At 64.3% G+C, this 26,116-nt stretch carries 17 protein-coding genes; 10 read left to right on the forward strand and 7 right to left on the reverse strand.

Annotated elements, in window-relative coordinates; translation table 11 throughout:
- The first annotated feature begins 112 nt into the window (after window positions 1-112).
- From FIV42_RS09850 to FIV42_RS09865, 4 genes are all read left to right on the forward strand, one after another.
- Entirely contained in the window at window positions 113-2,224 is a 2,112-nt protein-coding gene (locus FIV42_RS09850; protein WP_141197513.1) for a hypothetical protein, read from the forward strand.
- A 138-nt stretch (window positions 2,225-2,362) separates the two neighbouring features.
- A complete protein-coding gene (locus tag FIV42_RS09855) occupies window positions 2,363-5,104 on the forward strand; it encodes a myxococcus cysteine-rich repeat containing protein (RefSeq protein ID WP_141197514.1) in 2,742 nt (913 codons plus the stop codon).
- Window positions 5,105-5,280: 176 nt separating this feature from the next.
- The gene (locus tag FIV42_RS09860) at window positions 5,281-7,086 is read left to right on the forward strand and encodes an acyl-CoA dehydrogenase family protein (protein ID WP_141197515.1); all 1,806 of its coding nucleotides are present in this window, start codon (window positions 5,281-5,283) and stop codon (window positions 7,084-7,086) included.
- Between the two features lie 249 nt (window positions 7,087-7,335).
- Entirely contained in the window at window positions 7,336-8,778 is a 1,443-nt protein-coding gene (locus FIV42_RS09865; RefSeq protein WP_146983763.1) for an IS701 family transposase, read from the forward strand.
- Between the two features lie 216 nt (window positions 8,779-8,994).
- Here FIV42_RS09865 and FIV42_RS09870 read toward each other — a convergent pair whose 3' ends face one another.
- From FIV42_RS09870 to FIV42_RS09880, 3 genes are all read right to left on the reverse strand, one after another.
- Window positions 8,995-9,864 (reverse strand): hypothetical protein, encoded by an 870-nt coding sequence (locus FIV42_RS09870; protein ID WP_141197516.1) that lies wholly within the window; start codon window positions 9,862-9,864, stop codon window positions 8,995-8,997.
- Between the two features lie 172 nt (window positions 9,865-10,036).
- A complete protein-coding gene (locus tag FIV42_RS09875) occupies window positions 10,037-10,696 on the reverse strand; it encodes a hypothetical protein (RefSeq protein ID WP_141197517.1) in 660 nt (219 codons plus the stop codon).
- Window positions 10,697-10,724: 28 nt separating this feature from the next.
- The gene (locus tag FIV42_RS09880) at window positions 10,725-12,077 is read right to left on the reverse strand and encodes a hypothetical protein (protein WP_141197518.1); all 1,353 of its coding nucleotides are present in this window, start codon (window positions 12,075-12,077) and stop codon (window positions 10,725-10,727) included.
- 389 nt (window positions 12,078-12,466) lie between these two features.
- Here FIV42_RS09880 and FIV42_RS09885 point away from each other — a divergent pair, with 389 nt between their 5' ends.
- The 5 genes from FIV42_RS09885 (at window position 12,467) to thrC (ending at window position 21,211) form a co-directional block, all read left to right on the forward strand.
- A complete protein-coding gene (locus tag FIV42_RS09885) occupies window positions 12,467-13,729 on the forward strand; it encodes a hypothetical protein (protein ID WP_141197519.1) in 1,263 nt (420 codons plus the stop codon).
- Window positions 13,730-14,939: 1,210 nt separating this feature from the next.
- Window positions 14,940-16,385, forward strand: a complete 1,446-nt coding sequence (locus FIV42_RS09890) for a hypothetical protein (RefSeq protein WP_141197520.1) — start codon at window positions 14,940-14,942, stop codon at window positions 16,383-16,385.
- A 130-nt stretch (window positions 16,386-16,515) separates the two neighbouring features.
- Window positions 16,516-18,999 carry a bifunctional aspartate kinase/homoserine dehydrogenase I gene (gene thrA / locus FIV42_RS09895; RefSeq protein WP_141197521.1) on the forward strand — a complete coding sequence of 828 codons (2,484 nt, stop codon included), beginning with the start codon at window positions 16,516-16,518 and terminating at the stop codon, window positions 18,997-18,999.
- On the forward strand, window positions 18,996-19,931 hold the full coding sequence (locus FIV42_RS09900; protein ID WP_141197522.1) for a homoserine kinase: 936 nt from the start codon (window positions 18,996-18,998) through the stop codon (window positions 19,929-19,931). The genes thrA and FIV42_RS09900 overlap by 4 nt, the downstream gene beginning before the upstream one ends.
- A 2-nt stretch (window positions 19,932-19,933) precedes the next feature.
- On the forward strand, window positions 19,934-21,211 hold the full coding sequence (thrC, locus tag FIV42_RS09905) for a threonine synthase (protein ID WP_141197523.1): 1,278 nt from the start codon (window positions 19,934-19,936) through the stop codon (window positions 21,209-21,211).
- Window positions 21,212-21,436: 225 nt separating this feature from the next.
- On the opposite strand, the gene FIV42_RS09910 is transcribed toward thrC, so the two are convergent.
- The 4 genes from FIV42_RS09910 to FIV42_RS09925 form a co-directional block, all read right to left on the reverse strand.
- The gene (locus FIV42_RS09910) at window positions 21,437-22,084 is read right to left on the reverse strand and encodes a cobalamin B12-binding domain-containing protein (RefSeq protein ID WP_168210529.1); all 648 of its coding nucleotides are present in this window, start codon (window positions 22,082-22,084) and stop codon (window positions 21,437-21,439) included.
- Window positions 22,084-22,755, reverse strand: a complete 672-nt coding sequence (locus tag FIV42_RS09915; RefSeq protein WP_141197525.1) for a PAS domain-containing protein — start codon at window positions 22,753-22,755, stop codon at window positions 22,084-22,086. Before FIV42_RS09915 ends, FIV42_RS09910 begins: the two co-directional genes overlap by 1 nt.
- Complete coding sequence (locus FIV42_RS09920) at window positions 22,752-23,147, reverse strand: response regulator (protein WP_141197526.1); 396 nt, start codon at window positions 23,145-23,147, stop codon at window positions 22,752-22,754. Before FIV42_RS09920 ends, FIV42_RS09915 begins: the two co-directional genes overlap by 4 nt.
- Window positions 23,148-23,308: 161 nt before the next feature.
- Complete coding sequence (locus FIV42_RS09925) at window positions 23,309-24,487, reverse strand: acyl-CoA dehydrogenase family protein (protein WP_141197527.1); 1,179 nt, start codon at window positions 24,485-24,487, stop codon at window positions 23,309-23,311.
- Between the two features lie 256 nt (window positions 24,488-24,743).
- Here FIV42_RS09925 and FIV42_RS09930 point away from each other — a divergent pair, with 256 nt between their 5' ends.
- On the forward strand, window positions 24,744-26,045 hold the full coding sequence (locus FIV42_RS09930; RefSeq protein ID WP_141197528.1) for a coiled-coil domain-containing protein: 1,302 nt from the start codon (window positions 24,744-24,746) through the stop codon (window positions 26,043-26,045).
- Window positions 26,046-26,116 lie beyond the last annotated feature (71 nt).

Genomic DNA, 26,116 nt, shown 5'->3' on the forward strand with positions numbered 1-26,116 from the left:
GGGGAACCAACACGCCTCGGCCCGATTCCGTGTGCCGCAGCTGTGTGTTTAATGCCGTGTGCTTCGCGGCAGAAGTAGACAATTGATATATTTAAAATCAGGGGGCCCCCCAATGAGAAGTACTCTTCGTGTGTTGACGATCTTTGCGCTATCGATGGTGGCATCCGCGCCGATGCTCGGCTGCCAGGGCGTCGAATGCGGCCCCGGGACCACCGCCGATGGCGACCAGTGCGTGGCGGATGACGAGCTACAAACCGACGAGATATGCGCCGAAGGGACGACGCTCGTCGATGGAAGCTGCGTCGTCGACGACAAGGTGTGCGGCGAGCACACCCGGTTCGATGCAGACAGCCAGAAGTGCGAGCAAGCCCCGGGCTTTTGCGGCGAAGGCACCACCTGGGATACAAGCGCCGAGCAGTGCGTGCCGAACACCGACATCGACTGTGGTGAGGGCACCGAGCTTCGCGACGGCCAGTGCGTGCCGGCGCTCGATCAGATCTGCGCCGACAAGACCGAGCCGGACGCCCAGGGGCGCTGCGTCATTCAGGCAGACGCTTGCGCGACCGACGAACTCCTCGACCCGAATAGCGGCGCCTGCGTCGCCACGGACACCCACTGCGCGCCGCACACCGCCTTCGACGCCGACAGCGGCACCTGCGTGCCCACCGCCGAGGTGTGCGACACGGGCACCACGTTCGACAGCGGCTCGGGCTTGTGCCTGCCCGACGCCTGCCAGACCGGCGATGTCATGCTCGACGGCGTCTGCGTCAGCCCCGCCGAAAAACTCGCCGCCAACGCCGACGTGACTGAGACGGAGAACAACGACCCGACGATGGGCGGCACCGCTCAGGCGCTGAGCGTCGAGCCCGTCGGCGCCGCCGCCGTCTTCACCGGCACCATCGAGGCGCCGCGCGACCTCGACAACGACGGCCGGGCCGACCAGGACCGCGATACGTTCACCTTCGACGCCAGCGAGGGAGACTGGTTCCAACTCTCCGTGCAGTCGACCGGCCTGCCCGCTCCCGGCTTCGTCGTCGAGGGGCCCGACGGGTTCGTGCGCTACAGCCCGATCGGCTCGTCTTCGGACGCCGCGCGTCAACTCGTCATCCCCACCAGCGGCACCTACTCCATCACCGTACTCCCGGCGATGGTCATGCACACCGACGGCCAGGTCGGCCCCTCGGGTCACGCCGACTGGAGTTGGGTGGGGGCGCTCGAGCAGCTCGCCACGCCCACGCCGACCCAGGCGAGCCTCACGGGCGCGCCCGTCACGGGAAGCTACGAGCGATTGACCGACAACCTCTTGGTCGCCACCGGCGTCAGCGCCGGAGACATCGTCACGGTCAGCGTCGACGCCAGCGGAAGCGATGCCCAGGGATGGTTGCAGGTGTGGGACAACCCGAACGAGCTGCAGCGCCAGATCGCGGCGACCCCCGGCGAGGCAATCGAGGTGGTGGTCCCGCGCAGCGGTGACCTGCTGTTGATGCTCGACTGGGAGCGCATCCACGGTCCCGACCTCGACTTCGAATTGAGCGGCGAGGTCGACGTCGACACCGAATACCTGGGGATGCTGGCAAACGACAGCACCACCAAGAGCTCGGCCGTCGATATCGGCCAGCGAGACTCTTTTCGCTATGTCTTCCACGTCAACCCGGCCCAGGTCTTCGAGCTCGCGCTGGACAACGCCCAGGCTGAAGAGGTCGACATCCGACTTTACAACGCAGCGGGGCGACTCCTGTCGAGCGAAGACGCGCTCACCCCGCTCTCCGCTTCGGCGACCCCCGGCTTTCACTATTGGTTCACCGAAAGCGGCGGCACCTTCGTACTCGAGGTCAGCCCGAGCGCGTCCTCCGACGATTTGCGCGACGTGGCGCTGACGATCAACACGGTGACGCCCAACGACCTGGGCGTGGTCGGCCCCGGCACGAGCCTGAGCACCACTATCTCGACCCCCATCGCCCGAGCGCACTCGGCGTTTCACATGTTCACCGCCAATAGTTCGCTGCAGGTCAGCGGCGCAGTGGTCACACCCGACGAGGCCGACGCCGACGCCTTTTTCTACAACGCGGTCAATCGAGAAATCGACGCCTACGCCACGCTCAAAGGTGTGACCTTCTCCGATACGACAATCTCGAGCGCAGGACTCTATCTGTTGCGCATAGCCGCCGACGAGCATATCCCCACCTACGATCTCGAATTGGATTTCGTGGCGCTGACGCCATAGGACCCGTGGGATGTTCGGAGGCACAATCGCGGCGGTGGTCACTCTGTTTGCGTCAGTGGCCATCGCCGTGTAGCCTCCGCGCCGCCCACACGGCTCGAGTCCCACAATTCTCTGGGGGGACGCCATCGCTGTCCCAGCGTGCGGGCAAATCGCTCGTTCCAGGCCGCTCGCCTGGACCTGCCGGATGCCTGCCAGAGCGGGGACGTGCTGCTCAATGGCGTGTGCGTCAGCCCCGCCGAGGAGCTCGCCGCCAACGCCGACGTCGACGAGACCGAGAACAACGACCCGGCGTTGGGCGGCACCGCTCAGGCGCTCACCGTCAAGGCCGTCGGCGAGACGACCGTGTTCACCGGCGTAATCGACGCGCCCAGCGACCTCGACGGCGACAACCAGCCGGACCAGGACCGCGACGTCTTCACGTTCGACGCCACCGCCGGCCAGTGGTTCCAGCTGGCCGTCCAGTCGACCGGCCTGCCCGCCCCCGCCTTTATGGTCGAGGGCCCCAACGGCTACATGCGCTACAGCCCGGTGGGCTTGAGCGCCGACGCCGCCCGCCAGATCGCGGCGCCCTACGACGGCACCTACACCGTCACCGTGCTCCCGGCGCTGGTGATGCAGTCCGGCGGCGAGGTCGGCCCCTCGGGCGACGCCGAGTGGAGCTGGGTCGGCGCGCTCGAGCAGCTCGACGCCCCCACCGCGGTCGACGTCGACCTGAGCAGCGCCAACATGACCGGCAGCTACGACATGCTGACCGACAACCTGTTCAACCTGACCGGGTTCAGCGCCGGCGACATCGTCCAGTTGACCGTCGAAGATAGCGGCGCCGACGCCGAGGGCGTGCTGCAGACGTGGAACAGCACCACCGAGCTCGGCTCCACCGCCGCGATCAGCTCGGGCGACACCCTCGAAGTGGTCGTCCCCGCCAGCGGCAACTTGCTGGCCCTGCTCGACTGGACCGAGGCCCACGGCCCGGCGTTGAGCTTCGACGTCAGCGGACAAGTCGACCCCAACTCCGAGAACCTGGGCGCCATCGCCGACGACTCTTCGGCCACCAGCACGGCCACCGCCATCGACGGAGGCGACTCCTATAAGTACGTCTTCGACGTCAACGCCGGCCAAGTCATCGAATTCGCCTTCGAGAACACCGAGGGCGACGACGTCGAGTTCTGGCTGCGCGACAACGCCGGCAACAAACTGTTCAACGAGGACGACATCGACGTGTTGTCGTCGACCAGCGGCCCGGACATTCGCTACTGGTACACCGAAACCGGCGGCACCTTCGTCGTCGAGGTCACCCCGGCCAGCTCGTTCGACGACCTGACAGGCGCCACCGCCCAAATCACCACGATGACGCCCAATGATCTGGGCGCGGTCGACGTGGGCGATTCGGTGACCGCCACCATCACCGACGCGATCGCCGAGGACTTCTCGGCCTTCCATATGTTCACCGCGACCAACCCGGTCGAGTTCAGCGGCACGCTGACCAGCACCGGCGGCGAGACCCTCGACGCGGCGCTGTGGGACACCAGCAACACCGAGGTCGCCTCGTACACCTCCGGCGACACGGTGACCCTCGACTCCACCGTCGTGGCCAACGCCGGCATCTACCTGCTGCGCGTCGAAGGCGTCGACGCGGTCCCGTCGTACGACGTAAGCCTCGACTTCGTGGCCCCGCCGGTGCTCGAGCAGGAGCCGAACGACGACATGGCCGGCGCCATGGCGATCACCAACCTGAGCGCCACCCACGCCGGAACGACCCACTCGCTGGGCACCGACCCGGACGTGTACGAGTTCACCGTGTCGACCGCCGGTCTGCACGTGATCGACTTCACGGCCGACTCGTTCTGCTTCGACGCCAGCCTGATGAACGCCAACGGCGACGTCTTCTCCTATGACGACGATGTCGACGCCACTGTGGGCGGCGTGCTCGCGCCGGGCACCTACTACTTGATGGCCTCCGGCTGGTGCAGTTCGACCGACGAGAACGTCTCGTACAGCTTCGGCATCACCCAGCCCACCTTCGCCCCGACCGCGCTCGACGAAGGGAGCAACGACACCCAAGCCAGCCCGCAGGTGGTCACGATCAGCGGCGACGCCGAGATCGCGGGCACCCTCACCGGCCCCAACGATGAGGACTGGTACGAGCTTTCCTTCGCCAGCCAGACTACCCTCGCTCTGGCTGTCCAGGGCGTGGGCAACGGACTGGCCGATCCCGGCTCGTCGTTGACCGTCGAGGCCTTCGACAGCACCGGAACCGGCTCGCTGGGAGTCGGCGGCGAGGCCATCACCTTCCCGGCCGGTACCGCCTACATTCAGGTCAGCGGCTTCAGCGCCGGCAGCGACGAGAATACCTACAGCTTCGCGCTGACCGCCCCGGTGTGCGGCAACGACACCATCGAGCCCGGAGAGACCTGCGAAGACGGCAACTCCGCCGACGGTGACGGCTGCTCGGCCAGCTGCACCCTCGAAAGCGCCACGCCGCTTTCCATCGCCGCCAGTGGCCAGTCGCTGCTGATCTCCGAAGCGCTCGACTCGAGCGACTCCAGCTACAGCCGCCCCTACTCCGGGTGCGGCGCCTCCACGGGCAAGGACACCTACTACGACGCTTACCGGATCGTGAATAACACCGGCAGCGACCAAACGGTGACCGTGACGGCCTCCTGGCCCGACTTCGACGGCTACCTGCACGTGTACTCGTCGGGCTTCAACCCGGCCACTCCGGATGCTACCTGCGTCGACGGCAGCGACGACTTCGGCGGCACCTCGGGCAGCCAGGTCGCCGGCGTGACCATCGCCGCCGGCGAAGAGCTGGTGGTCGTGCCCACGACCTTCAGCGACCTGACCACCGGCAGCTACTCGCTCGACATCGCCACCGACTGAGCGAGCCTCCAGTGAGATAGCCACCAGAGAGCTGCCATAAGGCAGCCCTCTCCCCAATCCCCCTCTCCGGCGCTACACACGTCGGGCAGGGGGATTGCTGTATTTTCAATATTTTGTGTTGTGCTATATTCCCACTGATTGAACAGTCATTCACTCGCGTCTCAGGAGCGGTAGCGATGTCCGACGACAAGAAATCCACAGGCCCCCAAGGTTGCTCGTTTCTGATCAACAAGGTCGGATTCGAGGAGATTCAGACCCCCGAGAAGTTCACCGAAGAGCAGATTCTCTTCGCCAAGACGGCCCAGGGCTTCATGGAAAAGGAGGTCTTCCCGCACGTCGAGGACCTCGAGCACAAGGATTTCGACAAGATGGTCGAGATCATGCGCAAAGCCGCCGAGGTCGGCCTGCTCATGGCCGACATCCCCGAGGAGTACGGCGGGCTGCAGGTCGACAAGACGACCAGCATGATCATCACCGAGATCATCAGCCAATACGCCAGCTTCGCGGCGACCTACGGCGCGCAGGTGACCATCGGCATGCTGCCCACGCTCTACTTCGGCACCGAAGCCCAGAAGCAAGAGTGGCTGCCCAAGCTCGGCAGCGGCGAGGCGTTCGCCGCCTACGCGCTCACCGAGCCGGGGAGCGGCTCGGATGCGTTGGCCGCCAAGACCAAGGCAGTCGAGTCCGACGACGGTGAGCACTACATCCTCAACGGCACGAAGATGTGGATCACCAACGCCGGGTTCGCCGACCTCTTCACGGTCTTCTGCCAGGTCGACGGCGACAAGTTCACCGCCATCTTGGTCGAGGCCGACCGCGAGGGCGTGTCACTGGGCGCCGAAGAGAAGAAGATGGGCCAGCACGGCTCGTCGACGCGCGAGGTGAACCTCGTCGACGTCAAAGTCCCCAAGTCGAACGTCCTGGGCGAGATCGGCAAGGGCCACAAGATCGCGTTCAATATCCTGAACGTCGGCCGCTTCAAGCTCGGCGTGGGCTCGCTGGGCGGGGTCAAGCGCTCCATCATGCTCGCCGCCCAGTACGCCAACGAGCGTCACCAATTCGGCCAACCCATTTCGAGCTTCGGGGCCATTCGCTCCAAGCTCGCCAAGATGGCCACGGAGGCCTACGCGCTCGAGTCGATGTGCTACCGGGTCGCCGGCTACATGGACGCCAAGCTCGAGAAGCTCGACAAGAACGCCGAGGGTTACGCGGCCCAAGCGATGAAGGCGATCGAGGAGTTCGCCGTCGAGGACTCGATCATGAAGGTCTTCGGCTCGGAGGTCTCCCAGTTCGTGGCCGACGAGGCCGTCCAGATCCACGGCGGCTACGGCTACTCGGCCGAGTACGAGGTCGAGCGCCTGTACCGCGACGTGCGCATCAGCCGCATCTACGAGGGGACCAACGAGATCAACCGCATGCTCATCCCGGGCATGATCTTGAAGCGCACCATGAAGGGTCAGCTCAACCTCTTCGAAATGATCCAGCAGGTCGACGCCGCCCTGAGCGAGCCGGAGATGCCCACCCCTCCGGGCAAAGACGCCGACCCCGAGCTGAGCTTCGAGCGATTCATGACCGAACAGGCCAACAAGCTGGTGGTCTACACCGCCAACCAGGCCATCCAGAAGCATATGGCCGACCTGCGCGAGCAGCAGGAGATCTTGATCGACCTGGCCGACATGATCATCCACCTGTACGCGATGGACTCCACGGTCACCCGCACCCTGCAGCTCATCGAGCGCGACGGACTCGACGCCGCCGAGCTACACCGCGCGGCCACGCGCCTGCAGACGAGCACCTCCTTCCAGAAGATCCGCAACATCGCCGAGCGCCTGCTCAGCCACCTGGCCGCGAGCGACGCCGACAAGCTGACGACCCACCTGGAGGCGTTGGACAAGCTGACGTTCAGGCCGCGGGTCGACGAGATCGGCCTGGAGCGACAGATTGCCGAGAAGGTGGTGGATGTGGAGAAGTATCCGTTTTAGGTCGGGGTTTGGGGGTTTGGGGGTTTAGGGGAGTGCGAGTTGAGGGTAATGGGCGATTCGCAACGCCTTCTATTTGGCTGGAGTTTCGCCATCTTTTCAGGCGGCACTCCTTGAGTTGGCGCGTCTAGTATGCTCAGCGATTAGTAGGTACGTGGCATAAGTGGTCGAAATGAAAATAAGAAGGGCTTGGAGGTGGTTGCTAGGGTTGCGTACACCAAGCAGTCCAACCGTCCAAGCCCTGGCTCGACAATGGCCTCTATCAAAGCCCTCATCGAGATGTTTCGACCGGCCTTCAGCACCCCGACTTACGACAACTTTAGTTACCTGATGTTGGCCTGGATCCGATGTGAATCTAGGCGATGCATCAGTAACCTGTTGCGCGCCGGCCGTTTTATGCCGGGGCTGAGGATGAAACCGGACGGTGAGCCCAAACATTTCTCGATATTCTATCGGTTCTTTTCGCGGGCCAAATGGAGCCTGGATGAGCTCGGCCATCTGCTGGCGTTGGCTTTGAAGGCCCGACTCGGACAAACGGTGTATGTGCTTGTGGATGATACTGTTTGCCGGCGCACTGGGCCCTTTGTGATGGGCGCCGGAATCCATCGAGACCCGATGCGCTCGACCCTCACCGGCAAGAGGGTGCGCAAGTCGGCATTCTGCTGGGGTCTTCAATTTGTGACGCTGGCAGTTTGGGTCCCGGTCGGTTTCATGCACAGCGGCGGCATCGCCGTTCCGTTGCTGTTTCGTCTGCACCGCACCCGTAAGCTGTGTCCGCCTGAGGCCTATTGCAGCCGCCCCCAGCTTTTTGCCGAGATGCTCGCAGTCTTGAGAAGCTGGTGGCTCGAGGCCCATTTTGTCGTCGTGGGCGACAACGACTACGTCAACAGGACCGTTTTTTCGGCCCTGGACGATAACATGGAGATGGTCGGCCGATTCAAAGCCAATGCAGCTCTCTTTGATGCCAAGGTCGAGCAAACGCCGGGGCCGGGACGCCGACGCATCTGGGGCAAGCGGCTCCCATCGTTGGCCGAGCTCGCTGAGGATCCCCAGCTGCCGTGGAAAGAGCAAATCCTTTACATCTATGGTCAACAACTGCAGCTTTGGATCAAAACATTTGAGGCTCAGTGGAAGAGCGCCGGGAAGGATCGCGTGCTGACCGTCGTCATCACTCGCGATCCGAGCGGACGACTCGAAGATAACTACTACTTTCGAAGCCGGCCGGGCTGCTCGGGCCCCAAAGTCCTGATTCCGCAGAGCCTGCGGTGGTCGCTGGAGAGCTGCTACCGTGACTGCAAGCAGTACATGGGCATCGAGGAGGTCCAAAACGGATTCGCTCAAGGAGACGAACCTGCAGATTCGACGATCCACGGGCCCAAGGCTCCTATCGAGCGGCGGCCGATCGCCTCGGAGCGCACGGTTCCATTCGGAATGCTGTGCTACAGCTTTGTGGTGCTGTGGTATCTCGACCATGGTCAGCCGCTCAAAGACATATGGTGGGCGCGCTATCTGGCCCCGTGGTATCCGCACAAAGTGACAATCAGTTTCGTCGACATGCTCCAGGCATTTCACCGCCAGATGGAGCAAGAACAATTATGGCAAACCCGGTCTGACGACCGGGTTTACGAAAAACAGACAACTCAACTGGCCCGACACGCGCCGCCAGGGGCCGATGGGGCTCGCAAGGCGGCCTGAAACGGCCTACCTTCGGCCCAATTTACGAGGGCAAGATGCCCTCGCACCGAAGAAAACGCCGACAAATTCGGCGAAACTCCAGATTTGGACAATTAAGGATTTAGGGGCTGCGAGTCGCGACGGATGGTCGGCTCGCAGCCCCTAAATCTTTAGATGCTCAAATAGCGGGCGTTGCTGACCTGCAAGGCCTTCGCCCTGTCGATACGCGAACGAGTATCACAGCGGGATCGTGACGCCGGCGGTGAGGCCGAATTGGCTGAAGGAGCCTTCGAACTCTCCCTTGAATGTTCCGTACGAAGTCGTGACGTCCCCCTCCAAGGCTACGTTCTGTAGCATCCACCCACCTTCCACAAAGAGACCAAACTGTTCGAAAAGAAGGTAATTAAGACCTCCGACTACTCCCATGTTCCAACTTACTCCAGTCTCGGCTTCGAAGCCGTCTTGATCTTCCCAGTCTTCACTCGGGACAATCACTGACAGTCCCACAGGTAAGCCCACATACAGCTCGCCAGGAGCGGTTAGAAACGGATAGCGCAACTTGGCAACAGCGTCGAAGTTGAACATCAGGTCCCGCGCGTAGTCGTCATCGTCCTGCATCTCGGCAATGAACGCCCCAAAAGCTCCTCGTGCCCCAAGCAGTACGTATGGATGGACAGGTGCTTCGTACTGCAAAAATCCGCCAAGTGTCGTGAGCATGTCAGATTCTATGTCGCCGGATCCGTCGAGCTCTGGAATCGAAAGCTCCGCCTCGAGCTCCCCACCCAACCCAAACATCGGCCCCACGAGCACCCTGCCCCGCTGGGAGAACCACTGCGCTTTCGGATTGGGCTGCACCGGCTGCTGTTGCTGGCCCCACGGCTGTTGGCCATAGCCCTGCTGCGGGTTTTGCCCGTAGCCCTGCTGGGGCTGCTGCCGGGGTTGCTGGCCGTAGCCCTGTTGCGATTGCTGCTGCGGCTGCTGCTGGGGTTGTTGTTGCTGGGGCTGCTGCTGAGGTGGCTGCTGGCCGTAGCCCTGAGCCCAAGCGGACGCCGGGAGCACAAGGAAGAGTGCGGACATGCCCAAAAGCGCGGTTACTCGTCGAAGCATCGAATCCCTCCAGTCGAAGAATCAGTAAGAAGTCGGGGCACCCATGGCGGTGCCCCCCTATTACTGTTTTCGGCAGAAGGGGCCGAATCGTTGCGTACTTTTTTGAACTTTTCTCGAAAATCGCCCTCTGGTGGCCCTGGGAGGGCGATTCTCGTGAAGTGTTCTCTGTTTTCTAAAAAGGCAGCACCACCCCGAAGTTCAGCGCGAACTGCGTAAACTCGCCCTCCAGGTCGATGTTGATCGAGCCGTCGGAGCTCTCGCCGTCCCAGTTGACGTTCTGGAGCATCCAGCCGGCTTCGGCGAAGACGCCGATATCGTTCGAGAAGAGAAAGCTCGCCCCGCCCAGGATCGACAGGTTCCAGCTGATGCCCGGGTCGAACTCGACGTCCTCGTCCTCCCAATCCTCGCTGGCGAAGAGCACCGACAGGCCGACCGGGGTGGTGGCGTACAGCTCGACGGGGGCGCCGGAGAGGGCGAAGCGCAGCTTGGGGGCGATGTCGGCGTTGATCGCCCAGTTGCGCGACCAGTTCTCGTCGGCGCGGCCCTCGGTGTTGAAGCCGGCGAAGCCGAGGCGCCCGCCGATGGCGAAGTAGCGGTGCACGGGGCTTTCGTAGTGCAGGAAACCGCCCCAGGTGGTCTCCATGTCGTCGTCGATGTTGAAGTCGAGGATCCCGAAGGGGACGTCGGTGTCGAAGTCGCCTTCGAACTCCCCGCCGGAGCCGGTCGCGGCGCCGATGAACAGCTTGTCGCCGTCGGCCGCCGAGGCCGACATCGGTACCAGCAAAAAGAGCGCACAGATCAGTCCCGACAGTGCTCGCGTCACATTCAACATCATACAATCCGTTTCAGGAGTGAGTGAGTTATTGGGTGGTGAAGTAGGCTTCCTCGACGTCGCGCTCGACGTCGCCGCTGATGGCGTCGCGGAACTTCTGGCTGCGCTCGTCGTCGATCTTCAGGTCAGGCGCGTTGCCCTCGCCGACCGTGAAGCCGGGCTCGAAGACGCCGTCGACGAAGAAGGCCTGCAGGGCGGCGTCGCCCACCTGCCAGTACGCGTCCATCTCGGCAGTCGCCTCGACGTGCTCGAACCAGCGAATGTCGGCGGGGAGCGTGCGCCCCTCGCCCTCGAAGAACGAGGAGAGATCCATGGTCGTCTTGGGCGTGGAGCCCGGGAGCTCGGCGGGGCCTTCGAGCGAGTCGCGCACCGCCTCGAGAAAGACGATGAGCTCTTCGGCGTAGGCCGCGTCGGCCTGCTTCCAGCGCAGGGTCGTCTCCAGCTCGCCGTTCAGGCCGACGTCGATGGCCGCCACGGCCGACTCGAGGCTCGCGTCGAAGGCCTGGCGCGACTCACGCAGGTGCAGCGGGTCGCGCACCTTTCGGGCCAGGCGCCCGTCGAGGTAGGCGAGCGCGTAGTCGCCGGTCTGCCAGCCGTCTGTGGGGTTCGCGCGGGCCTCGGCCTGCGAGCCGAGCATGCCGTCGAGGGTCCAGGTGTGCTCGTAAGCAGCCAGAAAGTAGATCGAAGCGCGCGTGGCCGACACGACGCTGCTCAACATGTGCAGTTCGGAGCGGCCCAAGAGCAACTCGAGGTCGTCGTGATGGAACACCAACCCGGGCACGTACAAAAACTCGAACTCGGGGTCGTCGAGCGCGCGCTGCAGGTCGTTTTCGATCTGGGCCATGGCGTCGGCCAGGACCACCAGATCGTCCATCATGGCGTCGCCCGGCGTGTCGAGGCCGGTGAAGAAAGCGCGCAGCGAGTCGAGGCGCTCGGCCGACCAGGGAAGCTCGTCGGCGATCAGGCTGCGGATACCCAAGTAAGTGCCGTCGTCGTTCCAGGGCACCCCGCGCACCTGCCAGTACAAAAAGCCCTCTTCGGCGTAGATGGCGTCGTTGGCGTCGACCCCCGAGGTCGCGCCGAGGTGGTCGACGAGCAGGGTGCGCGCGGGCTGCGAGCCGGGGAGCAGCAACAGATCGGTGAACGCCTTGCCGGCATACGCCGCGCCGGGGGCGTCGCCTTGCTCGGCCACGATCTGGCCGTAGATGGCCTGGGCCTGCTCGACGTCGTGATTGGCGAGCGCGGCCTGCGCGTCGAGCAGACGCTGGTCGACGGTGGTCGTACCCGCGTCGCCGCCTTCGGCGCTCATGTCTTGCGGCGCACAGCCGCCTTCGGAGGCCCCCATGCACAGCAGGCTCAAAAGCCCGATGATGACCAGCATCCTGCTCAGGCTGGATCTTCTTACGCTAGTTTTGGGTCGCTCGTCGCGCATCGTCCGAGTCCTGTCGAGCCGTCGAGTCAGCTCGCCTTCATGGTACCCTGCTCAGGGTAGCGAACCGTAGTCGACCCCGACAAGTCTGCAAGTTTCTTGCCGACTTCCAGCCCCTTGGGAGCACCGCGAGGCGCGGGGGCTGGTGAAAGCTTTGACCACTTCGAGCAACAAGCGTCGTCATCTGGAGCAACTCTACTCCACTCACGCACCATCGAGCTGACGTTGCCGTGTGCATTTGGTCGGCGACCTGCCTATACTGGGCGCGATTGCGCCGGACCCATATCGAGCGTGATCGCGCCGGCCCCAGTTTCAGCCATGGGAGTAGCAACGCAGTAAGCATGGACGCGTCTTCGACCCACAACCCGACCCGACCGACGATCGCGCGGCCCCTCTGGGCGCTGCTGCTCGTCGCCCTCGGCCTCGTGTCGACCGGCTGCCCCACCTACGAGGACACCTACTCGGGGAGCTTCCGCGAGGTCGTCGAGGCGTCGGGGCGCACCAGCGACGCCATCGCGGTCGACTTTTTTCGGTTCGGGGACAACGCCGCGGCGATCGTGCGCATCTACAAGCGCGATCCCATCACCGGCGACCCGTTCGGCGAGCAGGAGTTTTGCACCTGGACGACCGCCGAGCCCTTCGACGAAGACCAGCGTAAGTTCCGCCTGTACATCAACAAGTCGTCGACCCAACTGCCGCGAAGCCAGCTTTTCGGCACGATCACCGCCGACGGCGAGATGGAGATCACCCTGTTCGACGAGCGCACCGGCGAGCCGTACGACGGCGTCGAGGGGCTGGCGCTCGAGCAGATCGCCGACGAGCCCGACACCGACTGCGAGCTCGTCGAGGACTTCGTCGTCCAGGTCGACTTCCCGCGCGATCCTCAAACCGGCGGCCTGCAGGCGATGCCGCCCGAGGCGAATTACGCCATCGAAAACCCGGTGCTCGCCGTCTCCTGGGTGGGCGTGCAGCCGGTGCGCAACAACACCTCGTTCGCCCCGGTGACCCGCCACACCCCCACGGTGCTGCTCGACGACCAGTTCGGCAGCAACTACGACCCGGGGCGCCACGCCCTCAAAAACGACCGCACGCTGCTGATCCCGCCGCCGCCCGACACCGTGCGCATGCCCAGCGGCACGACCACCATGGCGCTGGGCCACTTCGTGGTCGTCGACGACAGCCTCGACGATCGCCCCGACTTGGACGGCACGCCCAATCAAAGCGAGACCTGGCAATTTAGCTGGGACACCGACGCCGAAAAGCTCGTCGCCACCACCCTGCAGCGGGCCACGCGCCCGTCGTGCAGCTCGGGGACGAACCACTGGGGCCGCGCCCTGCTCTTCGTCGAAGACGACATCGCCAACCTGTCCACCCTGATGAAGGGCGATATCGACGGCTACGAGCAATGCGAGCCCGCGGGCACCTGCGAGCGCCACTTCTTCATCGTCGACATCTGCGCCGAGGACGACGAGGTGCGCGACATCCAACTCGGCCTCGTGGGCGAGTCGACCGGCAGCATCCCCACCGTGCCGCTCTTCGTGACCGACGAATACCTGAGCGCCGACACCATTCCGCTGCCGCGGGTCAATCCGTACGTGCAGTGAGTTTGTTGGGGGGTCTTGGGGTTTGGGGGTTCGGGGGTTTGGGGGCTTGGGGTCTTTCGACAAAGATGAACTCCGATTCCCACAATCGGGCAGCAGAGAAATGCGCCCGTGCACCCCGCCACGGGCCGATCTTCAAGAAAGTACGCAACAATTTTCGATTTTTGCCGAAAACCGTAATGAGGGGTGGAAGTATCGTGGCCACGAATTTCCCCACAAATTTGAAACGGGCGGGTGGGTCGTCGTTAGCGTTGGCCCACCAGCTGGTGGCTGAGCCGGAGGGCACAGCCTGCGGCGGAACGGTTTCCCGATCCGCAAAACAAAGCCTTCGTAGCGAGCGTATCTTCGATGGGATGTGCGACCGTACATCATCGACGCGCTCGGCGGAGGTGGAGCCGATAGCTTCGCCCTTGCGGCGGAGCGCAGTTATCGGATTTGCCCGGTGCGGGTTTGTTGATGCGCCGAAGTTAGACGTGGCGTGAAGATGGGCCTGTGCCATGGGAGTGCCGCAGCGGCGTCGTTGTAGATAGTAGGATGTGGCGTCGGGGTGGGCATGCGCCCAGCGTATGACCTATCCGAGGTGGCTTCAAAACGGGGCGGGCCTAGCCCGTGAGCCGATCACAATCACAAGCAAATCCGCAGCGCCCAGGCCGGCAAATTTCGCCGGTCGGCGCACCGGTGCGTCATCACGACATGGCTGGCACGGCTACACGCTGATTCACTGAGCCGGACGAGCCGGCCACTGACTGGGTGCGCAGAAATCGTCGCTGGACCGCCTACTTCATCTTCTACGCTGCAGAGAAGTGCTCCTCGGACCGCCGACTTCGTCTTCTCTGCTGCGGAGAAGTGCAGGTCGGACCGCCTACTTCGTCTTCTCCGCTGCCGAGAAGTGCTCCTCGGACCGCCGACTTCGGCTTCTCCGCTGCCGAGAAGTGCTCCTTGGACCGCCGACTTCGTCTTCTCTGCTGCCGAGAAGTGCAGGTAGGACCGCCTACCTCGTCTTCTGCGCTGCGCAGAAGTGCAGGTGGACGGTCCTACCTCGTCTTCTGCGCTGCGCAGAAGTGCAGGTGGGCGGTCCCACTTCGGCTTCTGCGCTGCGCAGAAGTGCAGGTGGGCGGTCCCACTTCGGCTTCTGCGCTGCACAGAACAGTGGATTTCTGCGGCGGATTATCACAGTATGGCGGGGCCAACCGATGACTTCTGCGGTAGTCGAGTGAAGCACCTCGTTCACATCTTGGCGTTGGGGACCTGTCTGGCGTGGCTGCTGGTCGCCACCACGGGCACGGCGCATGCCGACGTAGCCAATCAGAAGCGCACCAGCCTGGTGTTTTCGCCGCATTTTCAGGTCTTTGCCGACATCGAGGGTACCGTCGACGCGGTCGAAGCGACCCGGGCGTTTTATCGCGGGGCGACCACGTTCGTGTCGAACCACCCCGAGGAGTTGTACCTGGTCAGCCAGTCCGACCTGGAGCGGGCGGTCAAGACGAGCCGCGGGTTCGACGACAAGCTCAAGATCGCCGAGCTGCAGACCGAGTTGGGGATCGACAAGTACAAAAAACTCGAAGTCGACGCCTCCCGCGAGCACCTTCAGGAGGCGCTCGAGGTCTATCGGCTGCTCAATTACCAGTACGCCAACCCCGAGCGCGTCGCCGAGGTGGCGATGTACGTCGCGCTGAGCTTTATCGAGCAGGACGCCAAGACCCTGCAGCTCTTCGACATGCTCCAGACGATGACGCTGCTCGACCCGTCGCGCAGCATCCGGGAGGGCTACTACCCCGACGAGGTCGTGCGCGTGTACCGCGACGCGCGCCAGTCGCTCATCCGGGTGACCCGCGAGCAGGGCCCCGACAGGACCGACGCCGAGCGCCTGGCCACCTTCGCCGACACCGACTTCGCCGTGTACGGCTACGCCTGGCCCACCGGCGAGGGGACCCACGAGGTCGCCCTGTACCTGTACTCGCGCGCCGAAGATCGCTTTTTGCAGCCCGAGTCCCTCGAGGTGGACAACCTCGATCCGGCGACGCTGCGCGCGGCGGGCAACCGGCTGATGAGCCGCTACCTGCCCTGCTTCGAGCGCCCCGCCGAGCCGCGGGTCTCCACGGTGGTCGACACCGACGGGGACAGCCCGTTCTCGCTCGAATTCGGCGCCGCCTACACCTCGTTCATGCAGTACCCCGGCCAACTCGCCGAGACGAAGCCGTGGGGGAATTTGGGCCTGTCGGTCAACGCGCGGCTCTTGCTCACCCGCGACTTCTCGGTGGTCGCCGGGGCGCATTTCCTCAACTCGATGAGCGACTACGCCGGCCTGCTGGCCAGCGACTTCATCACGTTTCGGGGATTTTTGGGAGGCGACATGGGCATCGACCTGGGTGACTTCAACCTGGGCGTGCAGATCAGCGCCGAGGCCACCAGCCTGACCGACTTCGACGCCTACGCCGACAAGGTGTGCGCCGCCGGCCGCCAGAGCTGCGGGCAGACCACCCTCGACGCGCCGGGGCTCCTGGTGGGCATCAACGCCCGGCCGCGCATCATCTGGCACGCCCACCGCCAGTTCAGCCTGCTGGCCAGCGTGAGCGGTTCGTATTATGTGTTTCCCCTCTCGGGACGCGAATTCAACTTTCCGCTGACCACCCAAATGGGTGTGTCGTACAGGTTTTGAACGCGGAGCGGCTGCTTGCTGCCCGCGGAGTTCGCCCCGTTGTCTGGGGCGCCCGTGCAGCCCCGTGGCTTGCCGCGGGGGTTTGATGTCCGATGAACCACAAACGTCTATGGGATCGAAGACAATCGATATGACCAAAAATTGGACGGTGCACAAATTCGGCGGCTCGTCGTTGGCGAGCGCAGATCTCTACCGGCGCGTCGGCCAGACGCTCGGGGCGCGCCCAGGTATGCGCAAGCAGGATGCCCGCAAGGGCGTGGTCGTCTCGGCGATGGGCGGGGTGACCAACCGGCTCATCGAGCTGGTCGACCTGGCCCGCGAGCGCGACACGGCCTACCGGCGTCGCCTCGACGAGCTGCGCGACTTCCAGTTCGACACCATCGACGACCTGTTGCCCAAGTCGCAGGCCGAGACCCTCAAGTCGCGGCTCAAGGACGACTTTCGCGACATCGAGGACGTCCTGCGCGCCATCTGGCTGCTGGGCACCGCCCCTCACACCGCCCTGGAGCTCGTCTCGGGCTACGGCGAGTTGTGGTCGGCGCAGGTGCTCGCCGGCTTCTTGGGCGCCAAGGGCGAGTCGGCCGACTGGCTCGACGCCCGCGAGGTGCTCGTGGTCAAAGACGGCGAGCTCGGCCCGGTCATCGACTGGGACGCCACGCGCCCCAAGCTCGACCGGTGGCTCGAGTCGCGCGAGGTCGAGTTTTTGATCATCACCGGCTTCATCGCCTCGAACGAAGAGGGCATTCCGACCACGCTCGGCCGAAACGGCAGCGACTTCTCGGCGTCGATCTTCGGCGCGCTCCTCGAGGCCGAGGCGATCCATATCTGGACCGACGTCGACGGCGTCATGAGCGCCAACCCCAGGCAGGTCCCCGACGCCGAGGTCCTGGACGCGCTGACCTACCAGGAGGCGATGGAGCTCGCCTATTTTGGCGCCAAGGTCATCCACCCGAGCACGATGGCCCCGGCGGTCGAGCTCGAGATTCCGATCTATATCCGCAACACCTTCAAGCCCGAGGTCCCGGGCACGCGCATCCACCTGACGGCCGGCGAAGGGAGCACGGTCAAGGGGTTTGCGACCATCGACGGCATGGCGCTGGTCAACGTCGAGGGGACCGGCATGATCGGGGTGCCCGGCATCGCGCACCGGCTCTTCGGCGCGCTGCGCGAGGCGGGCGTGTCGGTCGTCATGATCTCGCAGGCGAGCTCGGAGCACTCGATTTGCTTTGCGGTGCCCCAGTCGCAGGCGCGCATCGTCAAAGACGCGGTCAAGCGCGGCTTCTTCGCCGAGCTGCACCACGGCCAGATCCAGACCGTCGACGTCACCGAGCACTGCAGCATCTTGGCGGTCGTGGGCGACAATATGGCGGGCATCCCGGGCCTTGCGGCCAAGTTCTTCGGCGCGCTGGGCAAGGCGGGCGTCAATATCCGAGCGATCGCGCAGGGCTCCTCGGAGCGCAATATCTCGGTCGTGGTCGACCAAAAGGACGCCACCCGCGCGCTGCGGGCGGCGCATTCGGGCTTTTACCTGTCGAACCAGACCTTGTCGGTGGGCATCATCGGCCCGGGCAACGTCGGCGCCACGCTCATCGACCAGCTCGCCGAGCAGGTCGAGCGGCTTCGCGACCAGTACATGATCGACATCCGCGTGCGCGGCATCACCGGCGCGTCTGAGATGGTGCTCGAGGAGTCGAGCATCGACCTCGACCGCTGGCGAGACGTGCTCGACGCCGACGCCCAGGAGGCCGACCTCGACGCGTTCGTCGACCACGTGCAGACCGACTATCACCCGCACGCCGTCTTGATCGATTGCACCGCCAGCGGCGCCATCTCGAAGCGCTACGCCGACTGGCTCGAGCGCGGCATCCACGTGGTCACGCCCAACAAGAAGGCGAACACGAGCTCCATCGACTTCTACCGGCGCCTCAAGGCCGCGAGCCGGTCGAACCGGCTGCACTACCTGTACGAGACGACGGTGGGCGCGGGCCTGCCGATCATCCAGACGCTGCGCGACCTCATCGAGACGGGCGACGAGATCTTGGGGATCCAGGGGATCTTCTCGGGCACGCTGTCCTACTTGTTCAACTCGTTCGACGGCGAGCGCCCCTTCTCGCAGATCTTGGCCGAGGCCAAGGAAGCCGGCTACACCGAGCCCGACCCGCGTGAGGACCTGTCGGGCATGGACGTGGCCCGCAAGGTGGTCATCTTGGCAAGGGAGATGGGCATGGAACTCGAGCTCGACGACGTCGAGGTCGAAGGCCTGGTCCCCGAGGGCCTCGAAGAGGGGTCGGTCGACGACTTCATGGCCGCCCTGCCCGACCACGACGAGCAGATGACCGCCCTTCTGGAGGAGGCGCGCGCCCAGGGCCAGGTGCTGCGCTTCGTCGGCGCGGTCGACCGCGACGGCCACGCCACCGTCAAGCTTCGGCGGTATGACGAGAGCCATCCTTTTGCTAGGATTCATCTCACCGACAATATCGTCCAGTTTCGTACGCGCCGCTACGACGAGAACCCGCTGATCGTGCAGGGACCGGGCGCCGGCCCGGAGGTGACGGCAGGTGGGATCTTTGCAGATCTTCTGCGACTGGCGGCGTACGTTGGAGCAACCCTATGAGCAAAAAGAAAGCAACCGCCTTCGCCCCGGCCACCGTCGGCAACGTCGCCGTCGGCTTCGATATCCTCGGCTTCGCGACCGACTCGGTGGGCGACAAAGTCACCGTCGAGCGCATCGACGAGCAGACCGTCGAGATCGGCGAGATCTCGGGCGTGGTCACCGACCTGCCGCGCAAGGCCGACGAGAACACGGCCACCGTCGGCCTGGTCCAGCTCATCGGCGACTGCGGGCTCGACTTCGGCTTTCGCGTCCACATCGACAAGGGCATCCCGCTGGGCTCGGGCATGGGCGGCTCGGCGGCGAGCGCGGTGGCGGCCATCGTGGCGGCCAGCGAACTCGTACCCCAGGACCTGCCCCCCGAGGCGATCTTGAGCTACGCCCTGTTGGGCGAATCGGTCGCCAGCGGCGACGTGCACGGCGACAACGTCACGCCCTGCTTGTACGGCGGCTTGACGCTGACGCGCTCGCTCGAGCCGATCGACGTCGTCGAGATCCCGGTACCCGACGATATCTGCTGCGTGCTGGTCAACCCGAAGCTTCGCATCGACACGTTCCGCGCCCGCCAGGTCATCCCCAAGGAACTCCCGCTCGAGACCTTCGTGCACCAGTCGGCGAACCTCGCCGGGTTCATCTCGGGCTGCTACCGCGAAGACCTCGAGCTGATCCGCCGCTCGCTTCGCGATATGCTCATCGAGCCGCACCGCGCGCCCTTGATTCACGGCTTCGGCAAAGTGCGCCAGGCCGCGCTCGACCACGGCGCGCTCGGCTGCTCGATCTCGGGCTCGGGGCCCAGCGTCTTTGCCTGGGTCGAGCATTGTGAGACCGGCGAGGAGGTGCGCGACGCCATGGTCTCTGCGTTCTCCGACGCCGGCGTCGAAGCCAACGCATGGGTCTCGCCGGTGAGTTGTTCTGGAGCGAAAGTCATCGAATGAACATGAAATACCTCAGCACCCGCAACCCCGACCACCTCGTCAGCCTCTCCGAGGCGCTGCGCGACGGCCTCGCCCCCGACGGCGGGCTGTACGTCCCCGAAACGTTGCCGCATGTCGACGGCACCAAGTTCGTCGGCCACAGCCATATTCGGTATATCGCCGAGGACTTGCTCGCGCCGTTCTTCGCCGGCGACCCGCTCGCCCACGACCTGGGCGATATCTGCGACGAGACGTTCGACTTCGATATCCCGCTGCGCGATCTGAAGGACGACACGGCGCTCTTGGAGCTGTTCCACGGGCCGACCGCCGCCTTCAAAGACGTCGGCGCGGGCTTTTTGGCGTCGTGTTTCTCGCGGCTGAACAAGGGGGCAGAAGAACCGCTGACGGTGCTCGTGGCCACTTCCGGCGACACCGGCGGCGCGGTCGCGGCGGCCTTCCACGGCAAGCCCAACGTCAACGTCGTCATCCTGTACCCGAAGGGGAAGGTCTCGCCGCGCCAAGAAAAGCAGCTGACCTGCTGGGACGGCAACGTGCGCACGTTCGGCGTCCACGGGGTCTTCGACGACTGCCAGCGCATCGTCAAAGAGGCGTTCGCCGACGAGGCGTTTCGCGACCGGATCAACCTGACGTCGGCCAACAGCATCAATATCGGCCGGCTCCTGCCCCAGATGACCTACTACGCCGCCTCGTCGGTCTGGTACCGAAAGCGCCACGGCGTCGAGCCCAACTACGTGGTCCCCTCGGGCAACCTGGGAAACGTCCTGGCGTGCCTGTACGCCCGCGAGTGCGGCATGCCCATCGGCGAGGTCGTGCTGGCAGTCAACGAGAACAAGCCGGTCGTCCACTTTTTGGAGACCGGCGAGTACAAGGGCTTCGACACGGTGGCCACGGTCGCCAACGCCATGGACGTGGGTGACCCGAGCAACATGGAGCGGCTGCGCCACATGTGGCCCGACGTCGACACGATCCGCCAGAAGATCAGCGCCTATCAGGTCGATGACGAGACGATCCGCCAGAAGATCCGCACGGGCCTCGACGACTGGGGCCAAGTCTGGGACCCGCACACCGCCTGCGGCGTCGCGGTCCGCGAACAACTCGACAGCCCGCACTGGATCGTGGTGTCGACCGCCCACCCGGCCAAATTCGACACGGTCGTCGAGCCGCTGATCGAACGCGAAGTCACCATCCCCGACCAGCTCGCCGAACTGCTCGACCGACCGGACTACTCCTCGGAGCTCGACCCGTCGTTGGACGCGCTCGAGGCGGCGTTGGTCGATTGACGCTCTCCCCCAGCTCCGGGCGCGCTTTGCGCTCCCTGCGCAAGGGGCTATCAAAATGGGGTTACGCCCTCCGGGCTTGCTATGCGTAGGCCCTGCTCGTTTCACCACATATTGTCAGTCGAGACGAGTTGCCAAGAAGTGCACGTGGCGCGGACCTTCGTTTAGCCGAAGACCTGCGCCACCTGGAGCCCTTGGGCGGTTGGCGTCGCAACCGTTATTTGCGGTTCACACCTCCCTGCGAAACGTCTCCAAATCATCGCAGATCTCGATGTCGAGATCCTCGGCGACCTCTCGGAGTTCCGCGGCGGCGCGACCGCCCAGGACGATCGGCAGATCGCCGAAGCGCTTGCGGATGTCGCGGATGAGCGTGACGGCGGTGGGTAGATCGGGCGCCATCGTCAGCGATAGGCCGACGACGTCGGGTCGCTCGTCTTCGATGGCCTTCAAAAAGTCCTCGGAGGGGATGTTGGTCCCCAAGAAGGCGACGTTCCAGCCCTCGAGCTCCAACAAGTCGGCGGCCAGTTGGGCCGGGAGCACGTGCTCTTCGCCCTCGACGCCGCCCAGGAGCACGCAGCCACGGCTGCGCTCGGACTCGATGTACGCATAAAGGCGCGCCACGACCGACTGGGTGACCGCCGAGGCCATATGCTCTTGGGCCACGCTGATCTCACTGTCGGCCCAACAGTCGCCGATCTCGGCCTGGGCCCAGGCGAGCACGTCCTTGTAGACCGACGCGACCGAAAGACCCGCGTCGAGGGCGTCGCTGACTACTTGCCAGGCCCGGCGCCGATCCCCCGCCAGCGCAGCGGCGATATACTCTGACTGCCAGTAATTGGGCTGGCGACTCGAGCTGGTGCGACTCGCAGAATCCATCATGCCCTCCGGGACTCGTCGATGATGCGCTCGGCACATTCCTCGCAGTAACCGTGGCTCAGGAAATCGCTGTGCTTCATCAAGAAGCTGGCCACGTCCTCCCAGTTGCCCTCTTCGGTCTTGACGTTTTGACACGACACGCACATGGGGAGGACTTCGGCGATCTTGTCCAGATGCCAGTAGGCCTCGTTGAGCCTGCGATTGGTCTCTTCGAGCAGGCGAGCTTGGCGGGCGTTCTCGCGGCTGAGCACGGCCAACTCGGCGTTGGTACGCAGGAGCTTGTCGGCCATGATGCACTGAGCGTCCCACGGGGGCTCGCCCACGACGGTCACGCCGCCGTCTGGTGCGCGACGCGCATAGATAGAAAGGCTCAACGGCTCGCCGGAGGCGTTCGACAGACGAACCAGGACGGGACCGTCGTCGGGCGCGTCGAGTTGCTCCCAGAACACAGGACAACTGGCTGACTCGAGAAGCGAGTCCCAGTGCCGCCCCACCGGTTTGTAGCCCAACGCGGACTCGAAGGCTTTGTTGGCGTGGGTTACCTGCCCCTTCGCGTCGAGGAGCGCCACGTGGACGGCCTGCCCCTCGTTGATCAGGCGAGCGAGGGGCGCGCTGGAGACCTCGTGGTCGAGCCCGTCTTTGAGAACGAGGCGAGCGATCTCGAGCATCATGACCTCGCCTCCCCGTTCAACGCCAATTTGATCGCCGCGATCAATTGGTCGGGCGTGTACGGCTTCTGCACGAAGATATCATCGCTCTGCACCCCATGGTCGCGCACCGCGTTCGACGCGTAGCCGGAGACGTAGACCACCGGCAAATCCGACTGCTCCTGGCGCAGGCGCCCGGCCAGCTCCGCCCCGGTCATCTCCGGCATGACCACATCGATGAGCGCGACGCCAAAGGGGTGTTGCCGGACCGCCTGGAGGGCAGTCTGGCTGTCGCCGACAGCGGTGATATCGAACTTCTTCGGGCCCACGCTGAGCATGATGGTGACTGCATCACGCACGAGCGGGTCGTCATCGACCACAAGAAGCTTGGTCCGTTGGGGGGACTGCTCGGCCATAAACCCCTCCCTTGCAGTTGGAGACTTGGAACTACTCGACACCTCCTCCAACTAATGATGGACCCAAGCTATTCACAATAAAGGGCTTTGCGCCGTCCCGATGCACCATCGGGAGGCTAACCGCAAAGGCTTTTTGCTCTTTTGCTTTGTGCTTTTCGCTCCTAAACGAGCTTTTCGAGACGCGACAGGTCGCGCGTCATGTTCTTCTGGTGGGCTTCGTTGGTGCCGCCGCCAATCTCGAGGAGCTTGGCGTCGCGCCACAGGCGCTCGACGTGGTACTCGCCGACGTAGCCGTAGCCACCGAGCACCTGGATGGCGCGGTCGGCGACGTTCTTGCCCATCGTCGAGCAGTACAGTTTGACGCCGTCGGAGTCGATGCGGTGGCCGAATTTGTCGAGCTCGAGCTGGCTGGCGACGTTGTAGACGTAGCTGCGGCCGGCCATGTACTCGGCGTAAGACTCGGCGATGTGGCGCTGGATCTGGCCGAAGCGGTTGATCGGCTTGCCGAAGCTTTTGCGCTCGCGGGCGTAGCTGTTCATGATCTCGACCGAGCGCCGGGCGATGCCCAGGCTCATGGCCGCGAGCGTGACGCGCTCGATGGCCAGGTTGCGCATCATCGACTTGACCGCGCCGCCGGGCTTGCCCACGAGGTTCTCAGCAGGGATGCGGCAGTCGTCGAAGACGAGTTCGGCGGTGGTCGACGCGCGCATGCCCAGCTTGTCGTGGATCTTCTGGCCGAGCTCGAAGCCCTCCATGCCCTTCTCGACGATGAACAGCGACACGTCGCGCGAGTCGCGGTCGTCGATCTTGGCGTAGACCAAGAAGACGTCGCCCAGCTCACCCTCGGCGATGGCGCCGTTGGTGATCCACATCTTCTGGCCGTTGAGCACGTACGAGTCGCCGTCTTTCGTGGCGACGGTGCTCATCCCCAGCACGTCGGTGCCGGCGCCCGGCTCGCTCATGCACATGCCGCCAACCAGCTCCCCGGAGCAAGCGCCCGGCAGGTACTTGGCGCGCTGCTCGTCGTTGCCGTTGACCGCCAGGTTGTTCACGAAGAGCATCGAGTGGGCCAGGTACGCCAGGCAAAAGCCCGGGTCTTGAGCCGACAGCTCCTCGTGGGCGATGACCGCGGCGACCGCGTCCATGCCCGAACCGCCAAATTCCACCGGTGCGGTGATCCCCAGCAGGCCCAGCTCGCCGAGCTTGCGGAACAGCTCGAGGTTGAACTTCTCGCTGCGATCGTATTCTTCGGCCTGTGGCGCGACCTCACGCTCGGCGAACGAGCGAATCATGTCGCGCAGCACTTTATGCTCTTCGGTGGGATTAAATAGATCGGCCATGACGTCTTCTCCTGGGGCAGGACTTCACACAAGTGTTACACGCCCGAATTACCACACGAGCCGCCAAGCTGCCAGTTTCAAGGGTGTCGCACAGGCGGCCATTCTTGACGTTTTTACGCGCGCAGTGCTAATAGGTCTCGATGTTTTTCGAGACGAATGCTGCGCATTTAGCGGTATCGTCAAGGCATAATCCTTCACATCCGCTCACCGACAGTTCGGGCACGGGCTCGAACGACGACTTACGCTAGGTAGTTAAATGGATCCGACGACAGGCGTCATAATCGCTATCGCCTTGGTGGTCATCGCGATTGCGGTGTACTTCATCGTCTCGGCAGGCAAGCAGCGCGAAGCCTTTTTGGCCGAGAAGCAGCGCCTCCAAGAGGAGCGCGAGAAGCTCACCGCCCAAAAGCAGACGAGCACCACCGAAGCCACCACCACCTCCGAAGATCTGCGCGAGCTCAAAGAGGAGCTCAGCGGGGCCAAAGACGAAATCAAGAGCCTCAAGCAGAAGAATTACGATCTCAACCAGCAGCTAGACGACACGCGCGAGAAGCTCGAGGCTGCCGACGCCAAGTCGGCCGCGCCCACCCAGGACACCCTCTTCGACCTGCGCAACGAACTCGCCGAAGCCAAGGCCGAGATCGAAACGTGGAAGAAGAAGGCGCAGTCGGGCGGCGGCAAGGCCGAGACCAAGGCGCCCGAGCCGAAAAAGGAGACCAAGCCGTCGACCGAGACCACCGGCGACGAGCAGCTCGACGAGCTGCGCGGCGAGCTCGAGAAGCTTCGCGCGAGCAAGGACGAGCAGGTGTCGGCCGCGCGTGAGGAGATCGCCAAGCTCGAAAAGGAGTTGCGCGACAAGCTCAAGAAGACGGCGCGCAACGCCGACCGTCAGCGTCGTCGTGCGGACAACAACGATAAGGCCTACAAGATCACCCAGCGCCAGTTGGACGCCGCGCGTGAGCGTATCGACCACCTCGAGGGGATGCTCAAAAAGGCGAGCTTCGCCAGCGCCACCGACGAAGCCGCCGAGACGGCGCAGGTCGCCGACGAAGTCGCCGAGGCCCAAAAGGCCGCCGTGCTCGCCGACGCCAACCTCGACTCGCTCGAAGAGGAGTCGACGACGCAGCGCGAAGAGGTCGAGGCTGCTGAAGAAGCTGCGGCGGCCGAACAGGCCGAAGAGGTCGAGGCTGCTGAAGACGTCGAGGAAGCTCCGGCCGAAGAGCCCGAGGCTGCTGAAGAAGCCGAGGAAGCTCCGGCCGAAGAGGCCGAGGAAGCTCCGGCTGAAGAGCCCGAGGCTGCTGAAGAGGCCGAGGAAGCTCCGGCCGAAGAGGCCGAGGAAGCTCCGGCTGAAGAGCCCGAGGCTGCTGAAGAAGCCGAGGAAGCTCCGGCTGAAGATAAGGCCGACAAAGCCGATGCCGAGTCGGACGAGAAGAACTCGGACGAGAAGAACTCGGACGACAAGGACTCGGACGACAAAAAGCCAGAGTCCGACCCCGAGGGCCTCGACGAAGGCTCGACGGTTGACGATGCTTGGGCGAATATCAACATCAAAGAGTAACGCCCCAGCCGGCCTACAAGCAGCAAGAAAAACTCAAAAGCCGCGGCGTCCGTTAAGGGCGCCGCGGCTTT

The sequence above is a fragment of the Persicimonas caeni genome, from assembly GCF_006517175.1.
Classification (GTDB): Bacteria; Myxococcota_A; Bradymonadia; order Bradymonadales; family Bradymonadaceae; genus Persicimonas; species Persicimonas caeni.

Excerpts from the sequence above, each read along its gene's own strand:
- FIV42_RS09875 (WP_141197517.1), bottom strand. The coding sequence starts at position 10,696 with ATGTTGAATGTGACGCGAGCACTGTCGGGACTGATCTGTGCGCTCTTT.
- FIV42_RS09880 (WP_141197518.1), bottom strand. The coding sequence starts at position 12,077 with ATGCTGGTCATCATCGGGCTTTTGAGCCTGCTGTGCATGGGGGCCTCC.
- FIV42_RS09900 (WP_141197522.1), top strand. The coding sequence starts at position 18,996 with ATGAGCAAAAAGAAAGCAACCGCCTTCGCCCCGGCCACCGTCGGCAAC.
- thrC (WP_141197523.1), top strand. The coding sequence starts at position 19,934 with ATGAAATACCTCAGCACCCGCAACCCCGACCACCTCGTCAGCCTCTCC.
- FIV42_RS09885 (WP_141197519.1), top strand. The coding sequence starts at position 12,467 with ATGGACGCGTCTTCGACCCACAACCCGACCCGACCGACGATCGCGCGG.
- FIV42_RS09865 (WP_146983763.1), top strand. The coding sequence starts at position 7,336 with ATGGCCTCTATCAAAGCCCTCATCGAGATGTTTCGACCGGCCTTCAGC.
- FIV42_RS09870 (WP_141197516.1), bottom strand. The coding sequence starts at position 9,864 with ATGCTTCGACGAGTAACCGCGCTTTTGGGCATGTCCGCACTCTTCCTT.
- thrA (WP_141197521.1), top strand. The coding sequence starts at position 16,516 with ATGACCAAAAATTGGACGGTGCACAAATTCGGCGGCTCGTCGTTGGCG.
- FIV42_RS09920 (WP_141197526.1), bottom strand. The coding sequence starts at position 23,147 with ATGGCCGAGCAGTCCCCCCAACGGACCAAGCTTCTTGTGGTCGATGAC.
- FIV42_RS09860 (WP_141197515.1), top strand. The coding sequence starts at position 5,281 with ATGTCCGACGACAAGAAATCCACAGGCCCCCAAGGTTGCTCGTTTCTG.
- FIV42_RS09915 (WP_141197525.1), bottom strand. The coding sequence starts at position 22,755 with ATGATGCTCGAGATCGCTCGCCTCGTTCTCAAAGACGGGCTCGACCAC.
- FIV42_RS09925 (WP_141197527.1), bottom strand. The coding sequence starts at position 24,487 with ATGGCCGATCTATTTAATCCCACCGAAGAGCATAAAGTGCTGCGCGAC.
- FIV42_RS09850 (WP_141197513.1), top strand. The coding sequence starts at position 113 with ATGAGAAGTACTCTTCGTGTGTTGACGATCTTTGCGCTATCGATGGTG.
- FIV42_RS09930 (WP_141197528.1), top strand. The coding sequence starts at position 24,744 with ATGGATCCGACGACAGGCGTCATAATCGCTATCGCCTTGGTGGTCATC.
- FIV42_RS09910 (WP_168210529.1), bottom strand. The coding sequence starts at position 22,084 with ATGGATTCTGCGAGTCGCACCAGCTCGAGTCGCCAGCCCAATTACTGG.